This is a genomic window from Salinisphaera sp. RV14 (genome assembly GCF_052044135.1).
In the GTDB taxonomy this organism is placed as follows: Bacteria; Pseudomonadota; Gammaproteobacteria; order Nevskiales; family Salinisphaeraceae; genus Salinisphaera.
Window position 1 is genome coordinate 148,991 of record NZ_JBQDYF010000002.1, and the last position, 24,591, is coordinate 173,581.

The 24,591-nt window shown below is 66.6% G+C and carries 23 protein-coding genes; 16 read left to right on the forward strand and 7 right to left on the reverse strand.

Annotation, left to right across the window (positions count from 1 at the left end; all coding sequences use genetic code 11):
* The first annotated feature begins 79 nt into the window (after positions 1-79).
* The 3 genes from ACS8Y6_RS03555 (at position 80) to ACS8Y6_RS03565 (ending at position 2,507) form a co-directional block, all read left to right on the forward strand.
* Positions 80-1,450 carry an MFS transporter gene (locus ACS8Y6_RS03555; protein ID WP_440849421.1) on the forward strand — a complete coding sequence of 457 codons (1,371 nt, stop codon included), beginning with the start codon at positions 80-82 and terminating at the stop codon, positions 1,448-1,450.
* Between the two features lie 164 nt (positions 1,451-1,614).
* Entirely contained in the window at positions 1,615-2,151 is a 537-nt protein-coding gene (gene ssb, locus ACS8Y6_RS03560) for a single-stranded DNA-binding protein (RefSeq protein WP_440854976.1), read from the forward strand.
* Between the two features lie 56 nt (positions 2,152-2,207).
* Positions 2,208-2,507, forward strand: coding sequence for a metal-sensitive transcriptional regulator (locus tag ACS8Y6_RS03565; protein ID WP_440854977.1), 300 nt, complete (start codon positions 2,208-2,210; stop codon positions 2,505-2,507).
* A 12-nt stretch (positions 2,508-2,519) separates the two neighbouring features.
* On the opposite strand, the gene ACS8Y6_RS03570 is transcribed toward ACS8Y6_RS03565, so the two are convergent.
* Genes ACS8Y6_RS03570 through ACS8Y6_RS03580 form a run of 3 tightly spaced genes read right to left on the reverse strand, consistent with a single transcriptional unit; the run spans position 2,520 to position 4,627 of the window.
* Positions 2,520-2,930 carry a DUF6691 family protein gene (locus ACS8Y6_RS03570; RefSeq protein WP_440849418.1) on the reverse strand — a complete coding sequence of 137 codons (411 nt, stop codon included), beginning with the start codon at positions 2,928-2,930 and terminating at the stop codon, positions 2,520-2,522.
* Positions 2,927-3,367, reverse strand: coding sequence for a YeeE/YedE family protein (locus ACS8Y6_RS03575; RefSeq protein WP_440849417.1), 441 nt, complete (start codon positions 3,365-3,367; stop codon positions 2,927-2,929). Before ACS8Y6_RS03575 ends, ACS8Y6_RS03570 begins: the two co-directional genes overlap by 4 nt.
* A gap of 21 nt (positions 3,368-3,388) precedes the next feature.
* Positions 3,389-4,627 carry an NAD(P)/FAD-dependent oxidoreductase gene (locus ACS8Y6_RS03580; RefSeq protein ID WP_440849416.1) on the reverse strand — a complete coding sequence of 413 codons (1,239 nt, stop codon included), beginning with the start codon at positions 4,625-4,627 and terminating at the stop codon, positions 3,389-3,391.
* A gap of 139 nt (positions 4,628-4,766) precedes the next feature.
* Between ACS8Y6_RS03580 and ACS8Y6_RS03585 the strand changes: the two genes are divergently transcribed.
* The 6 genes from ACS8Y6_RS03585 to cydC all read left to right on the forward strand — a co-directional run bounded on the left by ACS8Y6_RS03585 (position 4,767) and on the right by cydC (position 12,007).
* The gene (locus ACS8Y6_RS03585) at positions 4,767-5,636 is read left to right on the forward strand and encodes an MBL fold metallo-hydrolase (protein WP_440854978.1); all 870 of its coding nucleotides are present in this window, start codon (positions 4,767-4,769) and stop codon (positions 5,634-5,636) included.
* Positions 5,637-5,748: 112 nt separating this feature from the next.
* On the forward strand, positions 5,749-7,185 hold the full coding sequence (locus tag ACS8Y6_RS03590) for a cytochrome ubiquinol oxidase subunit I (RefSeq protein WP_440849414.1): 1,437 nt from the start codon (positions 5,749-5,751) through the stop codon (positions 7,183-7,185).
* A gap of 12 nt (positions 7,186-7,197) precedes the next feature.
* Positions 7,198-8,241: a cytochrome d ubiquinol oxidase subunit II gene (locus tag ACS8Y6_RS03595; protein WP_440849413.1), complete on the forward strand. Its 1,044-nt coding sequence runs from the start codon at positions 7,198-7,200 to the stop codon at positions 8,239-8,241.
* Positions 8,241-8,474 (forward strand): hypothetical protein, encoded by a 234-nt coding sequence (locus tag ACS8Y6_RS03600; protein ID WP_440849412.1) that lies wholly within the window; start codon positions 8,241-8,243, stop codon positions 8,472-8,474. The genes ACS8Y6_RS03595 and ACS8Y6_RS03600 overlap by 1 nt, the downstream gene beginning before the upstream one ends.
* Before the next feature lie 33 nt (positions 8,475-8,507).
* On the forward strand, positions 8,508-10,289 hold the full coding sequence (gene cydD / locus ACS8Y6_RS03605; RefSeq protein ID WP_440854979.1) for a thiol reductant ABC exporter subunit CydD: 1,782 nt from the start codon (positions 8,508-8,510) through the stop codon (positions 10,287-10,289).
* On the forward strand, positions 10,286-12,007 hold the full coding sequence (cydC, locus tag ACS8Y6_RS03610; RefSeq protein ID WP_440854980.1) for a thiol reductant ABC exporter subunit CydC: 1,722 nt from the start codon (positions 10,286-10,288) through the stop codon (positions 12,005-12,007). Before cydD ends, cydC begins: the two co-directional genes overlap by 4 nt.
* A 48-nt stretch (positions 12,008-12,055) precedes the next feature.
* On the opposite strand, the gene ACS8Y6_RS03615 is transcribed toward cydC, so the two are convergent.
* The 4 genes from ACS8Y6_RS03615 to ACS8Y6_RS03630 form a co-directional block, all read right to left on the reverse strand.
* Entirely contained in the window at positions 12,056-12,505 is a 450-nt protein-coding gene (locus ACS8Y6_RS03615) for a protein tyrosine phosphatase family protein (protein WP_440849409.1), read from the reverse strand.
* A gap of 85 nt (positions 12,506-12,590) precedes the next feature.
* Entirely contained in the window at positions 12,591-13,475 is an 885-nt protein-coding gene (locus tag ACS8Y6_RS03620; RefSeq protein ID WP_440854981.1) for an MBL fold metallo-hydrolase, read from the reverse strand.
* 134 nt (positions 13,476-13,609) lie between these two features.
* On the reverse strand, positions 13,610-14,491 hold the full coding sequence (locus tag ACS8Y6_RS03625; RefSeq protein WP_440854982.1) for a hypothetical protein: 882 nt from the start codon (positions 14,489-14,491) through the stop codon (positions 13,610-13,612).
* On the reverse strand, positions 14,488-15,006 hold the full coding sequence (locus ACS8Y6_RS03630; protein WP_440849406.1) for an RNA polymerase sigma factor: 519 nt from the start codon (positions 15,004-15,006) through the stop codon (positions 14,488-14,490). The genes ACS8Y6_RS03625 and ACS8Y6_RS03630 overlap by 4 nt, the downstream gene beginning before the upstream one ends.
* 168 nt (positions 15,007-15,174) lie before the next feature.
* Between ACS8Y6_RS03630 and ACS8Y6_RS03635 the strand changes: the two genes are divergently transcribed.
* The 7 genes from ACS8Y6_RS03635 to leuS all read left to right on the forward strand — a co-directional run bounded on the left by ACS8Y6_RS03635 (position 15,175) and on the right by leuS (position 24,541).
* Positions 15,175-16,413 carry an acyltransferase family protein gene (locus tag ACS8Y6_RS03635; RefSeq protein WP_440854983.1) on the forward strand — a complete coding sequence of 413 codons (1,239 nt, stop codon included), beginning with the start codon at positions 15,175-15,177 and terminating at the stop codon, positions 16,411-16,413.
* 43 nt (positions 16,414-16,456) lie between these two features.
* Positions 16,457-17,860 (forward strand): tRNA (N6-isopentenyl adenosine(37)-C2)-methylthiotransferase MiaB, encoded by a 1,404-nt coding sequence (gene miaB, locus ACS8Y6_RS03640; RefSeq protein ID WP_440854984.1) that lies wholly within the window; start codon positions 16,457-16,459, stop codon positions 17,858-17,860.
* A 42-nt stretch (positions 17,861-17,902) separates the two neighbouring features.
* The gene (locus ACS8Y6_RS03645) at positions 17,903-18,901 is read left to right on the forward strand and encodes a PhoH family protein (RefSeq protein WP_440849403.1); all 999 of its coding nucleotides are present in this window, start codon (positions 17,903-17,905) and stop codon (positions 18,899-18,901) included.
* 2 nt (positions 18,902-18,903) lie between these two features.
* On the forward strand, positions 18,904-19,365 hold the full coding sequence (ybeY, locus tag ACS8Y6_RS03650; RefSeq protein ID WP_440849402.1) for an rRNA maturation RNase YbeY: 462 nt from the start codon (positions 18,904-18,906) through the stop codon (positions 19,363-19,365).
* A 74-nt stretch (positions 19,366-19,439) separates the two neighbouring features.
* Positions 19,440-20,294, forward strand: a complete 855-nt coding sequence (locus ACS8Y6_RS03655) for an HlyC/CorC family transporter (RefSeq protein ID WP_109994025.1) — start codon at positions 19,440-19,442, stop codon at positions 20,292-20,294.
* A gap of 165 nt (positions 20,295-20,459) precedes the next feature.
* Complete coding sequence (gene lnt / locus ACS8Y6_RS03660) at positions 20,460-22,010, forward strand: apolipoprotein N-acyltransferase (protein WP_440849401.1); 1,551 nt, start codon at positions 20,460-20,462, stop codon at positions 22,008-22,010.
* Positions 22,011-22,099: 89 nt separating this feature from the next.
* Complete coding sequence (gene leuS, locus ACS8Y6_RS03665) at positions 22,100-24,541, forward strand: leucine--tRNA ligase (RefSeq protein WP_440849400.1); 2,442 nt, start codon at positions 22,100-22,102, stop codon at positions 24,539-24,541.
* The last annotated feature ends 50 nt before the right edge of the window (positions 24,542-24,591 follow it).

The following is a 24,591-nucleotide window of genomic DNA, read 5'->3' on the forward strand; positions in this document are numbered from 1 at the left end:
CGGTCCGAATGCCAACCGTGCCGCGAGGCCTCCCGAGGGGGATCGGGAATCGGCGGCGCGGCCAAACCACGGGCGACGTATGAACCAGTTCGAAAAACGCGCGGCCATGGCGCTGGCGAGCATCTTTTCCTTGCGGATGCTCGGCCTGTTCATGATCTATCCGGTGTTCACCTTCTATTCGAAGCAGCTCACCGGCTCGACGCCGATCCTGGTGGGTCTGGCGCTGGGCGCCTACGGGCTGACCCAGGCCTTGCTGCAGATTCCGCTCGGCTTTGCCTCCGATCGTTTCGGCCGCAAGCACATCATCGCCGGCGGCCTGGTGATTCTGGCCATCGGCAGCGTGGTGGCGGCGTTGTCGACCTCGATCTACGGCGTCATTTTCGGCCGCATCCTGCAGGGATCGGGCGCGGTCGGCTCGACCATTCTGGCGCTCAATGCCGACCTGACGCGCGAGGAAACCCGCACCAAGGCCATGGCCATGATCGGCATCAGCATCGGCCTGGCCTTTGCCGTGGCGATGGTGCTCGGCCCGCTGATCAGCGGCTGGGTCGGCGTGCCGGGCATCTTCTGGTTCACGGCGCTGTTGTCGCTGCTGGGTCTGTTCGTGCTTTACGGCGCGACCCCCGAGCCCAAGGCGGCCCGCTCGCATCGCGACGCCGAGGCGGTGCCGGCGCTGTTCAAGCGTGTACTCACCAACGGTGAACTGCTGCGGCTGGATTTTGCGATCTTTACCCTGCACACGATCCTGACGGCGAGCTTCATCGTGCTGCCGCGGCTGCTGCATAACGTCGGCGGCGTGCACGAGGACTACCAGTGGGTCGTCTATTTGCCGGTGCTCGCGGTCTCGGTGGCGCTCATGCTGCCGGTGATCATCGTCGCCGAGGCCAAGCGGCAGATGAAGCCGGTGTTCGTGGGCTCGATCGCCGCGCTGCTGGTCAGCCAGGTCATCCTGACGTTCTACCATGCCAGCCTGGCCGAACTGATCGTGATGATGGTCGTGTTCTTCACCGCCTTCAACGTCATGGAGGCGACGCTGCCGTCGCTGATTTCCAAGGTCGCACCGGCCGATGCCAAGGGCACCGCACTCGGCGTGTATTCCAGTGCGCAGTTCTTCGGCATTTTCGTGGGCGGTGCGGTCGGGGGCTGGACCTACAGTGTCGGCGGTGACGCCGGCGTGTTCGGTTTCTGCGCGCTGGCCGCGCTGGTCTGGCTGCTCGTGGCCGCGACCATGCCCAAGCCGCGTTTCGCGCGGACGTTCATGGTGCATGTCGGCGATGTCGACGACGACGCGGCGCGCCGGCTGGCGGGCGAGATCGAAGCCATCGACGGCGTGTTCGAGGCCGTGGTGGTGCCCGAGGACGGCGTGGCCTATATCAAGTACGACGGCAAGGTCGTGGGTACCGAAGCCTTCGAACCCTTCAGCACGCACACTGCGGCGACCGCGTCCTGAGCGATCGGCCGTCCCTGGCGCAGCGCGTGGCCCGGGTCGGGTCGTGAACGACGCGGTGGCGCGTGTTGCGCCGAGTCGGGCATCACGAATTGCCGGCGCCATGTAGAATCGACGCCGATCGAATCTTTGCATCGCGTAATACGGCACACGTACGGAGTCCTGTCATGGCAAGTCGAGGCGTCAACAAGGCCATTATTATCGGTAACCTCGGGGCCGATCCGGAAACGCGCTATACCGCGGGCGGTACGGCGGTCACCAACGTCAATGTCGCGACCTCCGAAAGCTGGCGCGACAAGTCGTCCGGTGAAATGCAGGAACGCACCGAATGGCATCGCGTGGTGTTCTTCGCGCGCCTGGCGGAAGTGGCCGGCGAGTATCTGCGCAAGGGCTCCAAGGTCTATGTCGAGGGCCGGATCCAGACGCGCAAGTGGCAGAACAAGGACGGTGTCGATCAGTACACCACCGAAATCGTGGCCAACGAGATGCAGATGCTCGATTCCCGCGGTGCCGGCCAGGGTGGCAGCGCGCCGTTCGGCGGCGGCGGGGGCCAGCGCAGCCAGGGCGCAGGCCAGGCTGGCGGCCAGAACTACGGCGGTAACCAGGGCGGTAACCAGGGCGGCGCGCCGCAGTACCAGCGGCCGCAGCCGGCCGGCGGCGATCCCGGCTTCGATGACGATCTGGACGACGATATTCCGTTCTAGGGCCGCGGCGCCCGAGCCCTGCGGCTGAGGCCCGTTGCGCAACGTCGGAGCTAGCAATGACCGATCTGGCACATACCGCGAACGACCCGGAGTGGGAATCCAACAAGGCGGCGCTCGTGCGCCGGCTCAAGCGGATCGAGGGTCAGGTGCGTGGTCTGCAGACGATGATCGAGCGCGATGCCGAATGCGAGGATATCGCCGTCCAGATGTCGGCGGCGCGCAAGGCGCTGGACCGGACCTTCTACAACATGCTGTCCTGCGTGATCGAGCATGAGTTGAACTGTCATGGGCTGGACGCCGAGGATGCCCGCCAGCGGCTCAAGTACGCCACCGAACTGCTCGCGCGCTACGGTTGAGCGCCGCCGGCCTCAACGTGCCAGCCAGCCGGCGACATGGCCGCCGATGACCAGCGCGGCCACGAAGATCAATGCTTCGTGCGGGTTGAAGGTGAGTGCCGCCAATGCCGGGCCGGGGCAGTAACCGCCCAGCCCCCAGCCGATGCCGAACAGCGCTGCGCCCAGCACCAGCCGGTGGTCGATATCGGTCGCGGTCGGCCAGTGCATGGCCGTGTCCGCCCACGGGCGGCGCCAGCCGCGCAAGACGGCAAACGCCGGGAAGGTCACCAGCAGCGCGCCCCCCATCACCAGCGCCAGGCTCGGGTCCCAGCCGCCGGCCAGATCCAGGAATGCCAGGACCTTGTCCGGGTCCGCCATATGCGACAGGCAGAGTCCGAAGCCGAAGACCAGGCCCGCCGCGATCGCGATCAGGTGCTGTTTCATGACGATACCCCCAGGCCGTGACGCAGTATGATGGCGGTGATGATGCCGCAGGCCATGAACACGGTCGTGGCCGTGAGCGAACGCTTCGACCGGCGGGCGATGCCGCAGACGCCGTGGCCGCTGGTGCAGCCCGAGCCGAGTCGGGTGCCGGCGCCCACCAATAACCCGGCGAGTATCAGCAGCCATACCGGAAACCCATGGCGAACCGGGATATCGCCGGGCCAGAGCGCCACATAGACCCCGGCTCCGGCGACCAGCCCGACGAGGAAGCTGGCCCGCCAGCCATGGCCGGGTTGGCCCGAAAACAGGCCGTGGACCATGCCCGAGATGCCGGCGATGCGGCCCAGCCCGGCCATGAGCAGGACGGCGCCGGCGCCGATGAGCAGTCCGCCGCCGAGCGCGATGCCGGGGGTAAAGTTCGTGATGGGGGTCAGCACGGCGATCCTCTTGTGTGATGGTCAGGCGGTCAGGTCGGCACGCCGCTTGGGTTTCGGCAGAGACCACGGCTTGCCCTGAAGCATTACGTGCCAATACAGCCATGGGAAGAAGCGCGTCTTGAGTGGCCAGTAAATCCGGCGCGGCTGGGTTGGATCGAGCGGAAAGCTCGATACGACTTCGCCGCCGTAGCGGAACTCGGCCAACAACATCCGGCCGTGGGCGACCGTCAGCGGGCAGGCGCCGTAGCCGTCGTATTCCTGGGCGGTGGCCGCGGCACCCATGGCCTTGCGCAGCGCCGAGACCACCACCGGGAACTGCCGGCGTACGGCGGCCATGGTCTTGGCATTGGGCGTGTCGGTGCAGTCGCCCAGCGCGAAGACGTTGTCGTAGCGCGTATGCGTGAGCCGGTTCTTGTCGACCGTTACCCAGCCGGCCTCGCCGGCCAGCGGGCTGTTCTTGATGACATCGGGCGCGGACTGCGGCGGCACCACGTGCAGCATGTCGAAATCGGCGGTGACCGTACTGCCCCCGGTATCGAACGTCGCCTGCTGTGCGGGACCGTCCACGGCCACCAGGTTATGGCCGAACCGGGGTGTGGCGCCGTAGCCGGCGATAACCTTGTCCAGTTCGCGCGCGTAGGCGGGGACGCCGAACATGGCGCCGCCCTGGTTGTAGAAGTCGATGCTCGCCTTCACCCCGCGCCGGCGCAGGGTGTCGGCGGTCAGATACAGCGCCTTCTGGGGCGCGCCGGCGCATTTGATCGGCATCGCGGGCTGGGTGAACAGGGCGTGGGCGCCTTCGCCCAGGCTTGTAGCCAGCTCGTGCGTATAGGGCGCCAGGTCATAGCGATAGTTCGAGGTCACGCCGTTGGCGCCCAGGGTGTCGGTCAGCCCCTCGATCGCGTCCCAGTCGATCTGCAGGCCCATGGCGACTACGAGGTAGTCGTATGCCAGTGTGGTTCCGGACCCCAGCGTCAGGCGATTGTGATCGGGATCGAAGCCGGCCACCGCGTCCTTGATCCAGGTGGCGCGATTCGGCATGACATCCGCGGTGCGCGCGCGCGTGTCCTCGGCGCGCATGTCGCCGCCGCCGACCAGTGTCCAGCCGGGCTGGTAATAGTGTGTTTCGCTCGGTTCGACGATGGCCACGTCGAGATCGGCATCGGCGCGCAGCAGGGCTGCGGCCACTGGAATGCCCGCCGTGCCGCCCCCGGCGACCACCACGCGGTGTTTTTTCTGGTTTTCATCGTGGTCGCTCATGCTCCGCTCCTGATGGTTGAAAGCATACCCCCGAGGGTATAAATTAAATAAAAAGTATATGCAAATAAGTAAAAGGCATATGCAGCCGGCGACCCGCGGGTCGTGCGACATCATATTCTCCATGATCGAGGAGCGTTCAATGGCCAAGGCCAGCCCGGAAGTCGCAGGCTTCCACGATGACAAGACCGGCAGCGTGCAATACGTCGTGATCGATCCGACAACGGCTCGATGTGCCATCATCGACCCGGTCTGGAATTACGAAGAGGCGTCGGCGCGAACCTCCACTGAATCCGTCGACGCGATGACTGCCTTCATCGCGGCGCGCGGCTTGACCGTGGACTGGATTCTGGATACTCATCCTCATGCCGATCATTTCTCGGCCGGCGTGCTTCTGGGTGAGCGCTACGGGGCGCCGCGCGCGATCGGCGAGAAGGTCGTCGAAGTGCAGAAACTGTGGCAGACGATCTACAACTTCGGTGCCGGCTACGCGACCGATGGCCGGCAGTGGGACCGGCTGTTCGCCGATGGCGATGCGTTCAATGTGGGGGCTCTGGAAGGCCGCGTCATGTTCTCGCCCGGCCACACGCTGGCTTCGATCACCTATGTGATCGGCGATGCGGCGTTCGTGCACGACACTCTGTTCATGCCCGACAGCGGTACCGCGCGGGCGGATTTCCCCGGCGGCGACGCGCGCACGTTGTACCGCTCGATACAGCGCATTCTCGAACTGCCGGATGCCACGCGCCTGTTCGTGGGCCACGATTACCGGCCCGGGGGGCGCGAGGCGCGCTGGGAGTCGACCGTGGCCGAGCAACGGGCGCGCAACAACCATCTGCGTGACGCGCCCGACGAGGACGCGTACGTTGCCATGCGCGAGGCGCGCGACGCCACGCTGCCGCTGCCGGCTTTGATGCTGGCTGCGTTGCAGGTCAACACGCGCGGCGGGCATTTGCCCGAACCCGAGGACGATGGACACTCGTATCTGAAAATCCCGCTCAATCGGTTCTGAGGTCGCTTGCCGCGATGATGGCCGGTGCCTGCGACCCTGTGTCGCGACCGTCCGGTCTACGACTATGGTATTATTCGCATTCGGTGAAACCGCTAGAAAAGGTTGATGCGACATGGAAAGTGCAACCGCGATCATGCTGTCCCGTCTGGATTTTGCGTGGGTGGCGAGCATGCACTTTCTCTACCCGCCGCTGACCATCGGCATGGCGCTGCTGCTGTTCTTCGCCGAATGGCGCTGGCTGAGAACCGACGACGACATGTGGTACCGGCTGACCCGGTTCTTCGAAAAACTGTTCATCATCAATTTCGGCGCCGGCGTGGCGACCGGCGTCACCATGGAGATGGCGTTCGGCATTCTGTATGGTCCGTTCTCCCAGGCCGCCGGGCCTTACTTCGGCAACGTGCTCGGCTACGAAACGATCACCGCCTTCATGTACGAGGCCGGCTTCATCGGCCTGATGATCTTCGGCTGGGGCAAGATCAGCCGGCGCATGCATCTGTTCGCGACCTTCAACGTGATGCTGTCGTCGACGGTGTCGGCGTTCTGGATCATGAATGCGAACGCCTGGATGCAGACGCCGACCGGCGTCGAGTTGCGTGACGGCATATTCCACGTCACCGACTGGGGCGCGGCGATTTTCAATCCCAATTTTCTGCCGTCATTCGCCCATATGTGGGTGGCCGCGGTGGAACTGGCACTGTTCGTGGTGATCGGCGTCAGTGCCTGGCATTTGCTCCACAAACGGCACGAGAGTGTATTCAGCCGCCCGCTGGCCTACGCGTTGGTGGCGGCGGCCCTGGTCGCTCCGCTGCAGGTGTATCTGGGCGACGATCTCGGGCAGGTAGTCGCCGAGCACCAGCCTGCTGCGCTGGCCGCGATGGAAGGCCATTATCATACCTACGCGCCGGACGGCAGCGTGAACACGGGTTGGCACATCGTGGCCTGGCCGGACGACGCGGCCGGCGAAAACCGCTGGGCGATCACCATACCGCACGCGCTCAGCCTGATCGAGACGCATACCTGGAGCGGCAAGGTTCCGGGTCTGGATCAGACCCCCAAGGCCGACCGGCCGCCGGTGTGGGTTCCGTTCTACGCCTTCCGTGTGATGCTGGCGATCGGTTTCTTCCTCGTGCTGGTGGCGTTCTGGGGCGTCTGGATGGTTTATACCCGACGCCTGTTCTCGGCCACTGGTCGCGCGCGCCGGTGGTTCCTGCGGACAGCCGTATTCAGCGCGTTCCTGCCGTTTCTGGCGATATGGACCGGCTGGTGGACGCGCGAGGTCGCGCGCCAGCCCTGGCTGGTCGATGGCATGATGCGCATCGAACAGGGGGTGAGCCGCATGACCGTGGTCGAGGCTGCCATCTGGCTGGTCGGCTTCATTATCTTTGAGCTCGTGGTGTGGTTTTTCACCTGGTACTTCATGGCCAAGGTGATCCGCCAGGGCCCCGACCTCGAAGCGCCGGTGCTACGCGGCGGGGACGAAGCGATCGGGCATCTCGAATCCCATCCGGGCGCTGACGACGCGCGCCCGGCCTACGAACGGCCGTAGAGGAAAGACGTCATGCCTGCGGATATCGGAGAACTGCACCTGTTCGTAATCTATGCGTGGTGGTTCGCGCTGGGTTTCAGTCTGCTGCTTTACATCATGCTCGACGGGGCGGACCTGGGCGCCGGGGTGTTTTCGCTGTTCGTGCGGGACCCGGATGAGCGCGGCGGCATCATGGCCGCCATGGCCGGCACCTGGGATGCCAACGAAACCTGGCTGGTGGTCGCCGGCGGCGTGTTGTTCGGCACCTTCCCGCTGGTTTACGGCTCGGCCTTCCACTATCTGATGCTGCCGCTGATCATCGTGCTGTGGAGCATCATGATGCGCGCCATCGCGCTCGAGTTCCGGCATCATTCCGAGCGCAGTGCGCATCTCTGGGATGGCCTGTTCGGTGTGGCCAGCCTCACCACGCTGTTCTTTGCCGGCATGGCGATGGGCGCGGTGCTCGAAGGCTATCCGCTCACCGATGGCAACGTGCCGACCTATGCCGGCGGCATGTTTCGTTTCATCAGCCCGTTCAGTCTGTGGACCGGCGTGGGCGCGGTGGTGGCGGCATCGCTGGCCGGCAGCCTGTTCATCCGGGCCCGGTTCGAGCGTACCGAGGCGATCCGTCGGCATGCCGCGCACTGGGTCGATCGTTCGTTCTATGCCTCGCTCGTGGCCGTGGTGGTGACCGTGGTCTGGAGCCTGCTGAAATTCCCCTGGGCGGCGGACAAGTGGCTGGGGCCCTATTTCTGGGTCTGGGGGCTGGTGGCGCTGGCGGTGGTCTATGCCGTGGTTCGCATGCGGCGTTCGTCACGCCTCGGTCGCGATCTGTTCGCCATTCTGTGGCTGAACGCGGCCATCGCCATCATGTGGCTGGCGATGATGTTCACCATGCTGCCCTGGCTGGTGCCCAACACATGGACGATCTACGACGCGGCCAGCCCGTCGGTGTCGCTGGTGACGTTCACCATGGCCATGGGCGGCTTCCTGCCGGTGATGTTGATCTACAACTGGTATCAGATCTGGGTGTTCCGGGCCCGCATATCCAAGCTGACCGGCTACGGTCACCACTGATGGGCCGGGCGCGTCCCGAATTGCAGGGCCGACGCGGCTGGGCCTGGTGGCCGGTGGCGCTGGCCGCTGCATTTCTCGCGCCGCCGGTCGCGGGGCTGGTTCTCATCGCACAGTTCTTCGGCGGCCTGGGCCCCGGTCTGTGGCTGATGGCGGGCGTGGTGTTCCTGTTCGCGGTCACGCTCGTGGTGGGCCTGGCGCGCGCCGAGCGGGCGGCGCCGAAGTCGCGCCGCTGAGCCGCGGAGCGCGGCACGAGGCGTCAGTTGCCAATGTCGGCCAATACTTCGAACAGCAGGCGGCGCGGCACGGAAGGATGGCTGCGCGCGCACCTGGCCGGTCAGCGGTCGTTGTTGTTCGGTGCGGTCGCGGTCGGGTTGATCGATGCACCGCTATTGATCGCCCAGGCCTGGCTGCTGGCGCTGATCATCAATGCCGTGGCCATAGACGGGCAGGGGCTGGCCGCGGTCATGCCCTGGTTGTGGCGTCTGCTCGGTGTATTCGCGGCCCGCGTGTTGACGGGCATACTGCGCGACGGGCTGGCATTCGAAGGCGCGGCCCGGATCAAGCATCGCCTGCGCGACGCCCTGTTCGAGCACTGCATCGCACTCGGGCCCGACTGGGCGCGCGGCGCGCGCAGCGGCACGATCTCGCATCTGCTGGCCGATGCGACCGAGGCCATGGACCGCTACTACCGCGATTATCTGCCGCAGATGATGCTGGCGGCGATGCTGCCGCTCGTGCTGTTGCTGGTGATCTTTCCGAACGACTGGGTTTCGGGGCTGATCCTGTTGGTTACGGCTCCCCTGGTGCCGTTGTTCATGGTCCTGATCGGCAAGGGCACGGAAGCGCTCAACCAGCGCCAGTGGCGCCGACTCGCACGCCTGAGCGCGCATTTCTTCGACGCCATCGAAGGCCTGACCACGCTCAAGCTGTTCGGCGCCAGCCGGCGCGAACTGGGTGCCGTGGCTGCCCTGTCGGAAGGCTATCGGCGTGAGACGCTGGCGGTGCTGCGGCTGGCCTTCGTGTCGTCGCTCATCCTCGAGTTCCTGACCACGCTCGGCATCGCCATGGTCGCGGTGTATATCGGCTTCCGGCTGTATTACGGCGAGATGGCGTTCTGGCCCGGGCTGTTCGTGCTGCTGCTCGCGCCCGAGTTCTATCGCCCGCTGCGCGACATGGGCGCGCAGTATCACGCGCGCATGGAAGCGATCGGTGCTGCCGAGGGGTTGATCGAGATCTTCGCGCGGCAGCGCCCCGAAGACACGGCCAGCCGCGCGGCGGCTGAGGCGATCTCGCGCCCCGAACGCATCGAATGTCGCGATCTGGCGTTCGCCTATGCCGACGGCGCGCCGGTGTTCAGCGGCGTGGATCTCGCGCTGCGCCGCGGCAAGCGCATTGCCCTGGTCGGCCCCAGCGGGGCCGGCAAGACCACGCTGGCGCATCTGCTGCTGGGCTTCCTGCGGCCGCAGGCCGGCGCTATCCGGGTCGACGGCGTGGATCTCGCGAGTCTGGCGCGCGGCGTCTGGCTGCAGCAGGTCGCCTGGGTGCCCCAGCGCCCGACGCTGTTCCACGGCACCCTCGCCGACAATATCCGGCTCGGCCGGGTCGAGGCCGATGACGCCGAGGTGGCGCGGGCCGCCCGCCAGGCCAATGCCGACGCCTTCATCCAGGCCTTGCCCGACGGTTACGAGACCGTGATCGGCGATCGTGGCCAGGGCCTGTCCGGTGGGCAGATCCAGCGCATTGCGCTGGCGCGGGCTTTTCTCAAGGACGCGGCGCTGGTGGTGCTCGACGAGCCGAGCGCCAGTCTCGATCCGGCCAGCGAAGCGGCGATCACCGACGCCGTGGCGCGGCTGGCCGCGGATCGCATGCTGCTGATCATCGCCCATCGGTTGGATACGGTGCGCGAGGCCGACGAGATCCTGCTGCTGGCCGAGGGCGCGATCGTGGAGCGCGGCCGGCACGACGCGCTGATGGCCGCCAACGCCGGCTATGCGCGGCTCTGGTCGTTGTACCGCGCCGACGATGCCTTCGGCGGGGTTCGGTCGTGAACGACTGGCGCCGGCTGCTGGCACTGGCACGGCCCTATCGCGGCATGCTGTGGCTCGGTATCGGGCTCACCATGGCCGTGGTGCTGGCCAACGTCGCGCTCATGGCGCTCGCCGGGTGGTTCATCACCGGTATGGCGCTGGCCGGTCTCGGGCTCGGCACGATCAATTATTTCGCGCCGGCGGCCGGTATCCGCGGGCTGGCGATCGTACGGGCGATGGGGCGATATCTCGAGCGCCTGGTGACGCACGATGCCACGCTGCGACTGCTGGCGCGGCTGCGCGTGACCTTCTATGCCGGGCTCGAACCGCTGGCGCCGGCCGGCCTGCAACGCTATCGCGGTGGCGATCTGCTCAGCCGCATGCGCGCGGATATCGACACGCTCGACAATTTCTATCTGCGCGTGATCGCGCCGAGCCTGGCGGCCGCGGCCAGCATCGTGCTGGTCAATGGCTTCGCCGCCTGGTTCAGCCCGGCGGTGGCGCTGGTCAATGCGATTGGCCTGCTCGCGGCCGGCTTCGTGCTGCCCTGGGCTGCCTATCGGCTGAGCCGCGCGGGCGGGGCCGAGCGCCGCCGCGTGCTGGCGGACCTGCGCGCGACCGGCGCCGACAGTATTCGCGGCCTGGGCGAACTCTGGGTGTATCAGGCCACCGCACGCCAGGCTGGGCGCATCCGTGGCCTGTCGCGCCGGCTGCTGACGGTGCAACGACGCGACGCCTGGCGCGAGGCGGTCGCCGACGCGGCATCGGCCGGCATCGCCCGTGCGACGCTCTGGATTGCCCTGGTCGCGGCGATACCGCTGGTCGGGCGGGCCGCAATCGACGGCCCGGCACTGGCCATGCTCGTGTTTCTGGTCATGGCGAGCTTCGAAGCCGTGGCCCCCTTGCCGGCGGCGTTTCGTGCGCTGGCCGAGACGCGCGCCGCGGCCCGGCGGATCTTCGAGATCATGGACGCCGAGCCGGCCGTGTCGGATCCGCCGGCCGATGCCGCGCCGCCCGAGCGCTTCGATATCGTACTGCGTGGGGTATCGCTGCGCTACGACGAGGCCGCGTCATGGGCGCTGGACGGCGTGAATCTCACGCTCACCCCCGGCCGCACGCTGGGGCTGGTCGGCGCCAGCGGTGCCGGCAAGACCAGCGTCGTGAACGCGATCCTGCGGTTCTGGCCGTATCAGGCCGGACGGGTGGAAATCGGCGGTACGGCGATCGAGCGCTATACGGCCGGGACGGTGCGCGGCTGGTGTGCCGTGGTCAGCCAGCACACGCATCTGTTCAATGCCAGCGTGGCCGATAATCTGCGTATCGCCCGGCCCGAGGCGAGCACGGACCAAATGCAGGCGGCCCTGGCGCAGGTCGGCCTGACAACGCGGGTGGCGGCCATGCCGCAGGGGCTGGATACATTCATCGGTGAGGCCGGCGCGCGCCTGTCCGGCGGCGAGGCGCGCCGGCTCGCGATTGCCCGCGCCGTGCTGAAAGACGCGCCGATCCTGATCCTGGACGAGCCCACCGAGGGGCTCGATGCCCGATCCGAGGCCGATGTGCTGGCGGCGTTGTCGCCATTGATGACCGCGCGGACGACGCTCGTGATCACGCATCGGCCGTCGGTGCTGCGTTATGTGGACGAGATCGCCGTGATCGAAGCCGGCCGGATCGTGGAGCAGGTCGATCCGCGCGCAGCGCCCGCCGAGGCGCGGTTCTGGCGCCATCTGCGGCTCGCCTGAGGCGCGCATCGATGCTGCCCCCATGCTTGCAAGTGCCGCCCGGCGCTGTCACCGGAGCTTGTTTCGCGTGGCCTCGTACAGCGGTGATTGTGGGTCCAGGCCGGTGCTCAGGCCGATGTCGAGGGCGTGCTCGGCGCTCTCACCGTGCAGATGGCGGGCGCGGTAGGCCATGAGCGCGCCGACGCGATTGCTGCTGGCACAGTGCACGAGCGCCGGCGTGCCGCCGGCCGCGGCGAGGGCGTCGTCGAGGTCGCGAGCATGGCGATCGTCGATGTCATCCGCCACCGCAACCGGGATATTGACGTAACGCATGCCGGCATCGGCCACCACGCGGGCTTCGTCGAATTCGCCGAATTCGCCGGCCGGGCGCAGGTTGATCACGGTCTTGACCCCGGCCTGGCCCGCGGCCACGAGTTGTGCCCGGCTCGGTTGCCCCGCGGTCACGATATCGGCGCCGAAGCGGCGGGCGTTCTTCAGATCATTCGGATAATCGGACATGGTGCACTCCGGGTGCTCTGTCGGTTGCAACGATAGGAGCGCTGCCGGCGGTTTCGGCCGACAGCGCAAAGCCTGCGGCCCCAGACTACAAGGTATCCAGCGGAATTTTCAGGTAGTGCACGCCGTTGGATTCCGCTGGCGGCAGATGGCCGGCCCGCATGTTGACCTGAACCGAGGGCAGGATCAGCCGCGGCATGCCGAGCGTGGCGTCGCGCGCCTCGCGCATGGCGACGAATGCGTCTTCGATCACGCCTTCATGCACATGGATATTGTGGTGCCGCTGTTCGCCCACGGTCGTTTGCCAGCGGTATTCGCGCCGTCCCTCGGGCAGATAGTCGTGGCACAGGAATACGCGGGTTTCGTCGGGCAGGGCCATCAACTTCCGGATCGAGCGATACAGCGTGCGTGCATCGCCGCCGGGGAAGTCACAGCGCGCGGTGCCGTAGTCGGGCATGAACAGGGTGTCGCCCACGAACACCGCGTCGCCGATGATGTGGCTCATGCAGGCCGGGGTATGGCCGGGCGTATGGATGGCCCGGGCCGTTATCGAGCCGATCGTATATTCGACGCCGTCCGCGAACAGCTGATCGAACTGGCTGCCATCGCGCGCGAATTCGGTGCCGGCGTTGAAGATCTTGCCGAATACTTCCTGCACGGTCCGGATGTGTTCGCCGATGGCGAGTTTGCCACCCACCTGCTGCTGGATCCATGGCGCGGCCGACAGATGATCGGCGTGGGCGTGGGTTTCCAGCAGCCAGTCCACGGCGAGGCCCCGTTCGCGTACGGCATCGACGATGCGTTGGGCGTTGTCATGACTGATACGCGCGGCATTGGGCTCGTAATCGAGCACGGAATCGATGATCGCGCAGTGGTCGGTTGCGGGGTCGTTGACGATATAGCTGATCGTATTCGTGGCCGAATCGAAGAAGGCCTCGACCTGGATCTCTTCGGTGAGTGCCGATGTCGTCATGACGCACCTCCTGTCATAAGCGGGTGAACCGCAATAGCGCCACGATAGGTCGCTGTCGAGACCCGCGCTTGATCTGAATCAATCCGGCGCCAAGGCGGCGTTGCCGTATTGCCAGGGGTTGGTGGCGGGAAAGCTCAGAGTCCGCTGGCGGGTTGCTGGCGTGGCGGAGTGCTGCGCCCGATCGGTTGTCCGACGGCAGCGGGCGCCTGCTGCCGCGGTCGCTTGATGGTCGGGGAGATCGGCGCACGATCGCCGGCCTGGTCATTGGCCTGGTCATTGGCCTGGTCATTGGCCCGGGCATTGCTGCCGGGGTGCGCCGCGATCTCGGCCAGCTCGTTGAGTGCGGCGGGTGGCAGATTGCCGGTCAGCGCATAATCGCGCCCCCGCGCCTGCCAGCGGGCCAGGGCAACGCCGGAGGGCGAGATCATGTCGGGTGCGGCCTGCGTGGTGCCGGACTGCGGGCGTGTATAGATCGTCACCCGTTTGCCGGCCGCATTCCGATATTCATAGGCGGTGAGCGACTCGCCGCCCGCTGTGGTGACGACGTGTCGATCGTTAAAGTGGTAGCCCGCGCGCGACAGATCGGGATGCGCCGGTCGGTTGGGGCTGCGCGCGGCCGTGTTGAGCGCGGGCTGGCGGTCGGCCAGACGCGCGACCTGCTGGCCGAACGTGTCCGGTACGACGCCCGGCGGCGCGGATGCCGACGCCAGCCCGCGCAGCCACCAGCCGCCAGCGGCCGACAGGCCGATCACCGCGACCAGGCCGGCGCCCGCCAGCCAGCTTGCGGGTGAGGCATTGTGGCCGTGCAACAGGCGCGGCGGGATGGGTTCGTCGAGCACCGGATCGTAGCGCTGCGCGAGCGCCAGGTCGTGCTCGGCGTCGCGCGCGGCGCGCTCGGCGATGCGCGGGTTGGCGGTCAGATAGCGTTCGATCGCCGCGGCGCCGGTGATGCGACGGCCGGTGCGGTAGTACATCACGCATTGTTCGTAGTCGATCGCCACGGCGGTTGCGCTCATCCCCGTGCGGCCGCCACGCAGGGCGGGCCTTCGTCGGCCTGCATCAGTTCGTTGAGCCGCTGACGTGCCCGCGACAGGCGCGAGCGGAAGGTGCCGACGCGAATACCGAGCATGCGCGCGCCATCGCGATAGCTGGGCTGTTCGAGCGCGGCCAGCATCAGTATGGCGCGATGCTCGGGCGACAGGCGGTCCATCGCGGCCAGCACGTCGCGACAGTGCAGCCTCAGGCCGTTCGAGGCGCTGCGGTCGCGCGGGTCGAGCCCGAGCGTATCGAGCGCGATCAGCTTGTCGCGGTCGCGCGTGGGCGCGGGGTGGCCGTCCAGATACAGCCGATACAGCACCCGGAACAGCCAGCCGCGCAGCCGGCCGTGCGGGCGCCAGAGATGACGCTTGCGCCAGGCACGCTCTAGCGTGTCCTGCACCAGGTCGTCGGCGGCTTCTCGATCCCGCAGCAGCGCACGCGCATAGCGCCGCAAATGCGGGATCTCGGCTTCGATCATGCCGGGCTCGATCATAGGGCCTCGTTCATAGCGCGCTCGGTCACGGTTCGGCGTGATTCAAGAATCAACGACGATGAGCGCGATCGGTTCCATCACGACGCATTATGGAACCAGGCGGCCGTGGACGCCGTTACATCGAGCAGGCATCGGACAGGCCGCGCCGCGGCCAATCGAGATTCGTTCATGTCCCGTTCCTCGTCACGCATCCATGCGTTCGATTCGCTCCGCGGGCTGGCGGCCTGCAGTGTGATCATCGGCCATCTGTTCATGGTCATGCGGGGCCAGCAGGATGCGATCTACGATCGTTTTTTTCACTGGACCCGCATCGCCAAACAGACACCGGTGGACGTGCTCTTTCAGGGCCATGCCGCGGTGGTGCTGTTCTTCGTACTCAGCGGTTTCGTGCTGTATCTGCTGCTCGCACGCGCGAAGTTGTCGATGCCGGCGTATGTGGCCAAGCGGGTCGTGCGGCTGTACGTGCCCTATCTGGCCGCGATCGTGCTCGGCATCATCGGCGCGTATGCGGTGTCGGGCGATACCCTGGATGGCTTTAACAGCTGGATCAACAAGTTCTGGTCGTGGCCGGTGACCTGGCCCTCGATCGGCGAGCATCTGTTGTTCATCGGCCAGTTCAACGCCGATCGCTACGACTTCACGATCTGGACGCTGGTGCACGAGATGCGGATCTCGCTGGTGTTTCCGCTCATCTTGCTCATGGTGCGCCGCATGCGCTGGTGGGCCGCGCTCATGCCGTTCGTGGTGGCCAGCGCGACGATGGTGGTGCTGCGCCAGCCAGCGGTGCGCGAGAGCATGAATATCGCCGGCTTTGCCGCCCACGGCGGCCTGACCGCCTATGTGCTGACGGTGCACTACATGCTGGCTTTCGCCATCGGCGCGAGCCTCGCGCATCATCGCGAGAGCCTGTTCGCCGCGTACGGCCGGCTGCCGGGGCGTACCCGGATTCTGCTTGGGGTGCTGACCTTCACGCTCTATGTCTACGGCGGCAAGGCGCTGCATATCATCGGGCTGGCGACGATGATGCCCTACGACTGGCCGATGATGGCCGCGGCCGCGCTGCTGCTGGTCACGGCCGCGGCCGAGCCGGGTTTCCGGCGTGTGCTCGAAACATCGCCCTGTCAGTATCTGGGGCGGATTTCCTACAGTCTGTATCTGTTCCATCCGATCGTGTTGCTGGCAATGCTGCACGGCTTCGCCGGGCGGATGCCGCTGGGCTGGCTGCTGATCTTGACGTTTGTGCTGTGTTTCGTGGTCAGCGATCTGGCGTATCGCACGATCGAGCAACCGGCGGTCCAGCTGTCGCGCGTTGCCGCCGATCGCGCCGGGCGCGCCTATCAGGCGCTGCGGCGACGCATGCGCCGGGCCGAAATACGGCGCTACGGCATGACCGGCCGAATGGGTTAAACTGAGCGGTCAATCCTCGATCTCAACCAACGGTTCGATCGCGATGTCGGAAACGGTGGACAACAACAGCGCGCCGAAGGTGTTCGTGGCCACCTGGGGCTGCCAGATGAACGAGTACGACTCGGCCAAGATGGTCGACGTGCTGGCCAGGAACCGCGGCGCAACCCGCGTGGGCACGCCCGAAGAGGCCGACATCATCCTGCTCAACACCTGCTCGATCCGCGAGAAGGCGCAGGAGAAGGTGTTTTCGCAGCTCGGCCGCTGGAAGCCGTTGAAAGACGCGAATCCGGATCTCGTAATCGGCGTGGGCGGCTGTGTCGCCTCGCAGGAAGGCCACGCCATTCGCGAGCGCGCGCCGTTTGTGGATATGGTTTTCGGCCCGCAGACACTGCACCGGTTGCCGCAGTTGCTGGACGATATTGCGGATAACGGTGCCGGTATCGTCGATATCGCCTTCCCCGAAATCGACAAGTTCGATCACCTGCCGCCGGCGCGCGCCGAAGGTGCAACCGCGTTCGTGTCGATCATGGAAGGCTGCTCCAAGTATTGCAGCTTCTGTGTCGTGCCCTACACGCGCGGCGAGGAAATCTCGCGGCCGTTCGACGACGTGATACTGGAAGTCGCCGAGCTGGCGGCGCAGGGCGTGAAGGAAATCACACTGCTGGGCCAGAACGTCAACGGCTATCGCGGGCCGATGGAAGACGGCTCGATCTGCGATCTGGCGATGCTGGTCGAGTTCGTGGCCGAGATCGACGGCATCGAGCGCATCCGCTATACCACCAGCCATCCGCTGGAATTCTCCGACGCGCTGATCGAGGCCTATGCCCGCGTGCCGAAGCTCGCCAACTATCTGCACCTGCCGGTGCAGTCCGGCTCCAATGCGGTGCTCGAGGCCATGAACCGCGGTTACACGGTCGAGCACTTCAAGGAGCGTATTGCGCGCCTGCGCGAGGTGCGGCCCGATATCAGCCTGTCGACCGACATCATCGTCGGCCACCCGGGCGAGGGCGAGGCCGAATTCGAGGCGACCATGGATATGGTCGAACAGATCGGCTTCGACGCGGCGTTTTCCTTCGTCTACAGCCCGCGCCCGGGCACGCCGGCGGTCGACATGGCTGACGACGAACCACGCGACGTCAAGAAAGCCCGGCTCAAGCGCCTGCAGGATCGCATCGCCGACTTCAATCGTCAGTACATGGCGAACATGGTGGGCACCACCCAGCGTGTGCTGGTCGAGCGCGAATCCAAGCGCGGTGGCGGCCAGATGGCCGGACGCACCGACTCCAATCGCTGGGTGAATTTCGAGGGCCATCCACGCATGGCCGGCCATTTCGTCGAAATCGAGATCACCGAGGCCTTGGATAATTCGCTGCGTGGCCGCATAAAGATGACAGAGTCGGCGGTCGCGACCGCGGATCCGCCCCCGGGGCTGGCCGCGATCGAGTGATCCCGCGATCGTCCCCATGCGCCGCAACCACGCCGAGGCAATTTGGCCGACAACACCGTAAGAAGGACACTGGAGCTCGAGCCGCTCGACATGGAACGGCTGGCGCATTTGTGTGGACCGCAGGACGAGCATCTGCGCCTGATCGAAAAGACCCTGAACGTGGCGGTGCACAACCGCGGCCATCTGTTCCAGGTCGACGGGGCGAACGGCGCCGCCGAGGCGGCGATCGATACGCTCAATGAGCTCTATGCCGCCACCGCCGGCGGGCCGATCGCGACCGATCGCGTCCACGTCGTCGCGCGTACCGCGGAACAGGAGCGCGAGGATGCGGCCGCGGTCGCCTCGGGCGACGACGAATCGCCGCGCGAGGTGATGATCAAGACGCGCACCGGGCTCGTGCGCGGGCGGGGTCCGAACCAGCGCCGCTATATGGCGCGCATGGCCGACAACGATCTCAACTTCGGCATCGGCCCGGCCGGCACCGGCAAGACCTATCTGGCCGTGGCCGCCGCGGTCGATGCGCTGGAATCCGAGCGGGTACGCCGGCTGATGCTGGTGCGCCCGGCGGTCGAGGCCGGCGAGAATCTCGGTTTCCTGCCAGGCGATCTGGCGCAGAAGATCGACCCTTACCTGCGCCCGCTTTACGATGCGCTCTACGAAATGCTCGGCTTCGACCGGGTCAGCCGGCTGATCGAGCGCCAGGTGATCGAGGTCGCGCCGCTGGCCTATATGCGCGGGCGCACGCTCAACGAGGCCTTCATCATTCTCGACGAGGCACAGAACACCACCGTCGCGCAGATGAAGATGTTTCTCACCCGCATCGGCTTCGGCTCGACCGCGGTGGTCACCGGCGACATGACCCAGATCGACCTGCCACCGTCGAAGCAGTCGGGGCTGTCGCATGCGGTCGGGTTGCTCTCGGGGATCGACAACATCAGCGTGACCCGGTTCGTCGGCCGCGATGTGGTGCGCCACCCGCTGGTCCAGCGCATCGTGGCGGCCTACGAGCGGGATGCCGAGAACGACGGCGGGGCCGGCTGACGGTGATCGATTTCAATCTCGTCGCCGCGCCCGGTGTACGGGCCGAATACGACGAGCAGGCATTGATCGACGCCGTGGCGGCCGTGCTGGACGAGGCGGGCATCGAGCGCGAGCACGATGAGGTCAGCGTGGATGTGCGCCTGGTCGACGAGGCCGAGTCCGCCGAGTTGAACGGCCGCTTTCGCGACAAGCCGCATGCCACCAACGTGCTATCGTTTCCGGCCGATGCCCGACTGCCCGGTTTCTTCGCGCTCGGCGATCTGGTGATCTGCACGCCCGTGGTGGCCCGGGAGGCCGCCGCGCAGGGCAAGACCATCGAGGCGCATCTGCTGCACATGGTCGTTCACGGGGGCTTCCACTTGCTGGGCTTTGACCATATCGGCGACGATGAGGCCGATATCATGGAAGCGGCCGAGCGCCGCGTCATGGCGCGGCTGGGCCATAACGACCCATACGCGGCCTAGCCATCGCCAGGCGCGGATAGCGGCCGGCGATCACACAACACGGATTTGAGGAGGCGGCTCGGGCCGCGTTTACCATGAGCGACGACGACGACAGCGATCAGTCCAGTCGGGGCTGGCTGCGCCAGATCGGCATGAGCCTGGCGGGCCCGCCACGCGATCGCGATGAACTGATCGAGGTGCTGCGCGAAGCCCAGGAGAACGCGCTGCTCGACGTCGATGCCCTGTGGATGATGCAGGGCGTGCTCAAGGTTTCCGAACTCCAGGTGCGCGACATCATGGTGCCGCGCTCCCAGATGGTGGTGATCGACTCGGATGCGGACGCCGCCGAGATCCTGTCGGTGGCCACCGAATCCGGCCATTCGCGTTTTCCGGTGATCGGCGAATCGCGCGACGAGGTGGTGGGCATCCTGCTGGCCAAGGACATGCTGAGCCTGACCGAGTCGGACGGCGCGGATAAAGCCTTCGATCTCACCACTGTGCTGCGCCGGGCGGTGTATGTGCCGGAAGCCAAGCGGGTAAATGTGCTGCTCAAGGAATTCAAGGCCTCGCGCAACCACATGGCGGTGGTGGTGGATGAATACGGCGGTGTGGCCGGGTTGGTCACCATCGAGGATGCGCTCGAGCAGATCGTCGGCGAGATCGATGACGAATACGACCAGACCGAGGGCGCGAATATTCTTCGTCAGGAGAAGAATCGATATCAGGTCAATGCGCTGACGCCGATCGACGAATTCAATCGCTACTTCGGCACCGCGTTCTCGGACGACGAGTTCGATACCCTCGGCGGCCTGGTCATGCACGAGTTCGGGCATATGCCCAAGCGCGGTGAAACCACCATCATCGACCGCTTCCAGTTCAACGTGCAGCGCGCCGATTCGCGCCGGATTCATCTGTTCCAGATGACGGTGTTGCCCGAGGCCCCGGAGTAGGCGGCGGGCCGGGGCGGGCATGGCCGTGATGTCTGTTGCCGTTCCATACAAGACCGCGCCGTTCGGTGTGCCTCGCCTTGACCGGGGCCCGCCGCGGCCGGCGGTCGCTTTTTTGCCTGGCGCGGGCCCCAGGTCGGGCCTGCGTGGCGTGTGCGCCGGCCTGCCGTGAAACAGCAGCCGACCCCGGGCCTTCGTTGCGTTGTCGATTTATTGATCCCGGCCGCACTCGGCGGCCTGGCCACGCTCGGCTTCGCGCCCTGGAATCTGTATCCCGTCACCCTCGTGGCGCTGGTCGGGCTGATTGCGCTGTGGCGCCCGGTCGGGCCGGGCCGGGCGGCCTGGCGTGGCTTTGTGTTCGGCGCGGCGCATTTCGGCACCGGCATCTACTGGGTGTATGTCGCGGTGCATGGGCATAACGGCGCAGCGCTCGCCGGTCTGAGCGTTGCGTGTCTGGTGGCTTATCTGGCCTGTTTCCCGGCGCTGGTGGGGGCCGTCGCCGGCGCCACCCATCGGCTGGCGCCGACGCTCTGGGCGCTGGCCGCGGTCCCGGGCGCGTGGTGCTTCGCCGAACTGCTGCGCGGCTGGCTGTTTTCCGGTTTCCCCTGGCTGTCGCTGGGTTATATCACCATTGCGGCGCCGCTCAACGGTCTCGCGCCGATGGTCGGCGTGCACGGGCTGAGCGCTGCCTTGATGATCGCCGCCGGTGTGCTCTGGCTGTTGTATACCGGCACACTGTTCGCGCGCCTGGTGGCGCTCGTGCTGATCGCGATCCTGCCGCTGGTGGTGTGGTCCGTGCCGTCGCCGGCCCACTGGACCCGGCCGCTGCACAAGACACTGCGCGTGGCGGTGATCCAGGGCAACATCGCCCAGGCCGGCCGATGGCGCCCGGCCACGCTCGGGCCGGCGCTACGCCGCTATCGCGCCATGACACGGCGCACGAACGCGGACCTGGTGGTCTGGCCGGAGGTGGCGATCCCGGCCTCGGCGGCGCGAATTGACGGCTATCTGTCGCGGTTGAACGCGGGCGCGACAAAACGCGGCCAGATGGTGCTGGCGGGGCTGTTCTGGCCCGCGGATCATGGCGGGCGTCGGTACAACAGCTTGCTGGCGCTCGGCATCGGTCAGGGACGCTACGACAAGCGTCGCCGGGTGCCATTCGCGGAAACGATGCCGGGCCCTTCGTGGCTTGCCCGGTGGGTGGCGGGGCCGGGCGGGCGCACGGTTGCCGGGGCGCCCGACCAGCCGCCGATTCGGGTCCACGGCATCGCGCTCGGGGTCTCGATCTCCTTCGAGGACGTGTTCGGGCGCGATATCCGCCGTGAACTGCCGGGGGCCGGGCTGCTGGTCAATGCGACCAACGACGGCCGGTTCGCCGGGACCACGGCACTCGCGCAGCATCTGGAAATCGCCCGCATGCGGGCCCTGGAGACGGGCCGGCCGCTGGTGCGTGCCGCCAACACCGGCATCAGCGCGATCATCGGCTTCGACGGTCGGGTGCTACACGCGGCGCCGGTCGATCAGGGCGCCCGTTTGATCGGCGAGCTTGCGCCGCGCGCGGGCGCCACGCCCTATGTGGTCCATGGCAACCGCCCGTTGTGGTGGGCGAGTGCGGGCGTCGTGCTGCTCGCCCTGCTGGCCAGCGCCGGTCTGCGCTGGCAGGCGTCACGTCGCCGACGGCCGGCGGAAAGACGCCGCGCGTTGCGCGAAAGAGTCTGAAAAACAGGCGGGCAAGGCTGGGTGGGGCGGACAGGTGCCGGCCAAGACATTACACTTGCGCTGCTCTGCAACTGACTCACGTAGGACCGATGGATCGCAGCTACCGTTTCGCCGACATCGAGGCCGACGTCCAGCACCGCTGGGACGAAGCCGACGCTTTTCGCGTGGCCCGCGACGACCGCGAGAAGTTCTATTGCCTGTCGATGTTCCCCTATCCCAGCGGCAAGCTGCATATGGGGCACGTGCGCAATTACACCATCGGCGACGTGATCGCGCGTTACCACCGCATGTGCGGCAAGAACGTGCTGCAGCCGATGGGCTGGGATGCCTTCGGTCTGCCGGCGGAGAACGCGGCGATCAAGAACGGCGTGCCGCCGGCGAAATGGACGCGCGACAACATCGCCGCCATGCGCGAGCAGCTCAAGCAGCTCGGTTTCGCCTACGACTGGTCGCGCGAGATCGCCACCTGCGACCCGTCCTATTATCGCTGGGAGCAGTGGCTGTTCACTAAGCTGTTCGAGCAGGGCCTGGTCTATCGCCGCGAATCGGTGGTCAACTGGGACCCGGTCGACCAGACCGTGCTCGCCAATGAGCAGGTGGTGGACGGGCGCGGCTGGCGCTCGGGCGCGATCGTCGAGCAGCGCGCGATCCCGCAGTGGTTCGCGCGCATCACCGATTATGCCGACGAACTGCTGGACGACCTGGACAAGCTCGACGGCTGGCCGGACGCGGTCAAGACCATGCAGGCCAACTGGATCGGCCGCTCGACCGGCCTGGAGATCGATTTCTCGGTTGCCGGCCAGGACGAACCGCTGACCGTTTACACCACGCGCCCCGATACGCTGCACGGCGCGACCTACATGGCGCTCGCCGCCGACCACCCGCTGGTCGCGGCCGCCGCCGATACCGATGCCGAACTGGCGGCCTTCGTCGAGGAATGCCGGGCCGGCGGTACCGCCGAGGCCGGGCTGGAAACACGCGACAAGAAAGGCTATCGGCTGCCGGTCGAGGCTATTCACCCGCTGTCGGGCGAGAAACTGCCGATCTTCGCCGCCAATTTTGTGTTGATGGGTTACGGCACCGGCGCGGTCATGAGCGTGCCGGCCCACGACCAGCGCGACTGGGAATTCGCCCGCGCCTATGACCTGCCGATCGTGTCGGTGATCGCCGACGAATCCGGGGCGCCGGGGGACGTGACCGCGGCCGCCTTCGTTGACAAGGGCGGGCTGGTCAACTCGGGCGAGGATAACGGCAAGGATTTCGAGACGGCGTTCAACGACATCGCGGACCGGCTGGAAGCACGCGGCGCAGCGCGGCGCAAGACCCAGTATCGACTGCGAGACTGGGGTCTGTCGCGTCAGCGCTACTGGGGCGCGCCGATCCCGATCATTCATTGCGACGACTGCGGCGCGGTGCCGGTGCCGGAAGCAGATCTGCCGGTGGTGCTGCCCGAGGATGTCACGCCCGAAGGCGCCGGTTCACCGCTGCCGAACATGCCGGAATTCGTGAACACCACGTGTCCGAAATGCGGCAAGGATGCCAGGCGCGAGACCGATACCTTCGACACCTTCATGGAATCGTCCTGGTATTTCGCCCGCTTCACCTGCCCGGACGCCGATGCGATGATCGACGACCGGGCGCATTACTGGATGCCGGTCGATCAATACATCGGCGGCATCGAGCACGCGATCCTGCATCTGCTGTACGCGCGTTTCTTCCAGAAGCTGATGCGTGACGTCGGGCTGGCGAAGGCCGACGAGCCGTTCAAGGCGCTGCTCACCCAGGGCATGGTGCTGAAAGACGGCGCCAAGATGTCAAAGTCCAAGGGCAACACGGTCGATCCCCAGGCGCTGATCGAAACCTACGGCGCCGATACCATGCGTTTGTTTTCCATGTTCGCGGCCCCGCCGGACCAGTCGCTGGAATGGTCGGATGCCGGGGTGGAAGGCGCGCATCGCTTCCTGCACCGGCTGTGGCGGCTGGTGGCCGCGCATGTCGAGGCTGGCGTGGTGGCGCCAGCCACCGCGGCGACGGGTGAGGCCGGCGAGTTGCGCCGCAAACTGCACGAGACCATCGCCAAGGTGGGCGACGACGTCGGCCGGCGCTATACCTTCAATACGGCGATCGCGGCGATCATGGAACTGGCCAACGCGCTGGGCCGGGTCGACGACGCGCCCGAGCCCGAGCTGCAGGCCGTGCGCCAGGAAGCCCTGGAGGCGATCGTGCGCATGCTCGCGCCCATCACGCCGCACGTATGCGATGTGCTCTGGCGCGCGCTCGGCCGTGACGGGCTGCTGCTGGACGCGGCCTGGCCGGTCGCCGACGAGGCCGCGCTGGTGCGCGATACGCTCACGCTGGTGGTGCAGGTCAACGGCAAGGTCCGCGCCCGTATCGAAGTGCCGGCCGATGCCGATCGCGATACAGTGGCCGAGACCGCGCTGGCCGAGCCCAACGTGGTGCGTCATATCGAGGGCAGGGACCTGAAGAAAACCATCGTCGTGCCCGGCAAGCTGGTCAATCTGGTGGTCTGAGCCGCGATGGATCGCCCAAGCAGAGAGCACGAATAATGGGTCACGTTTGC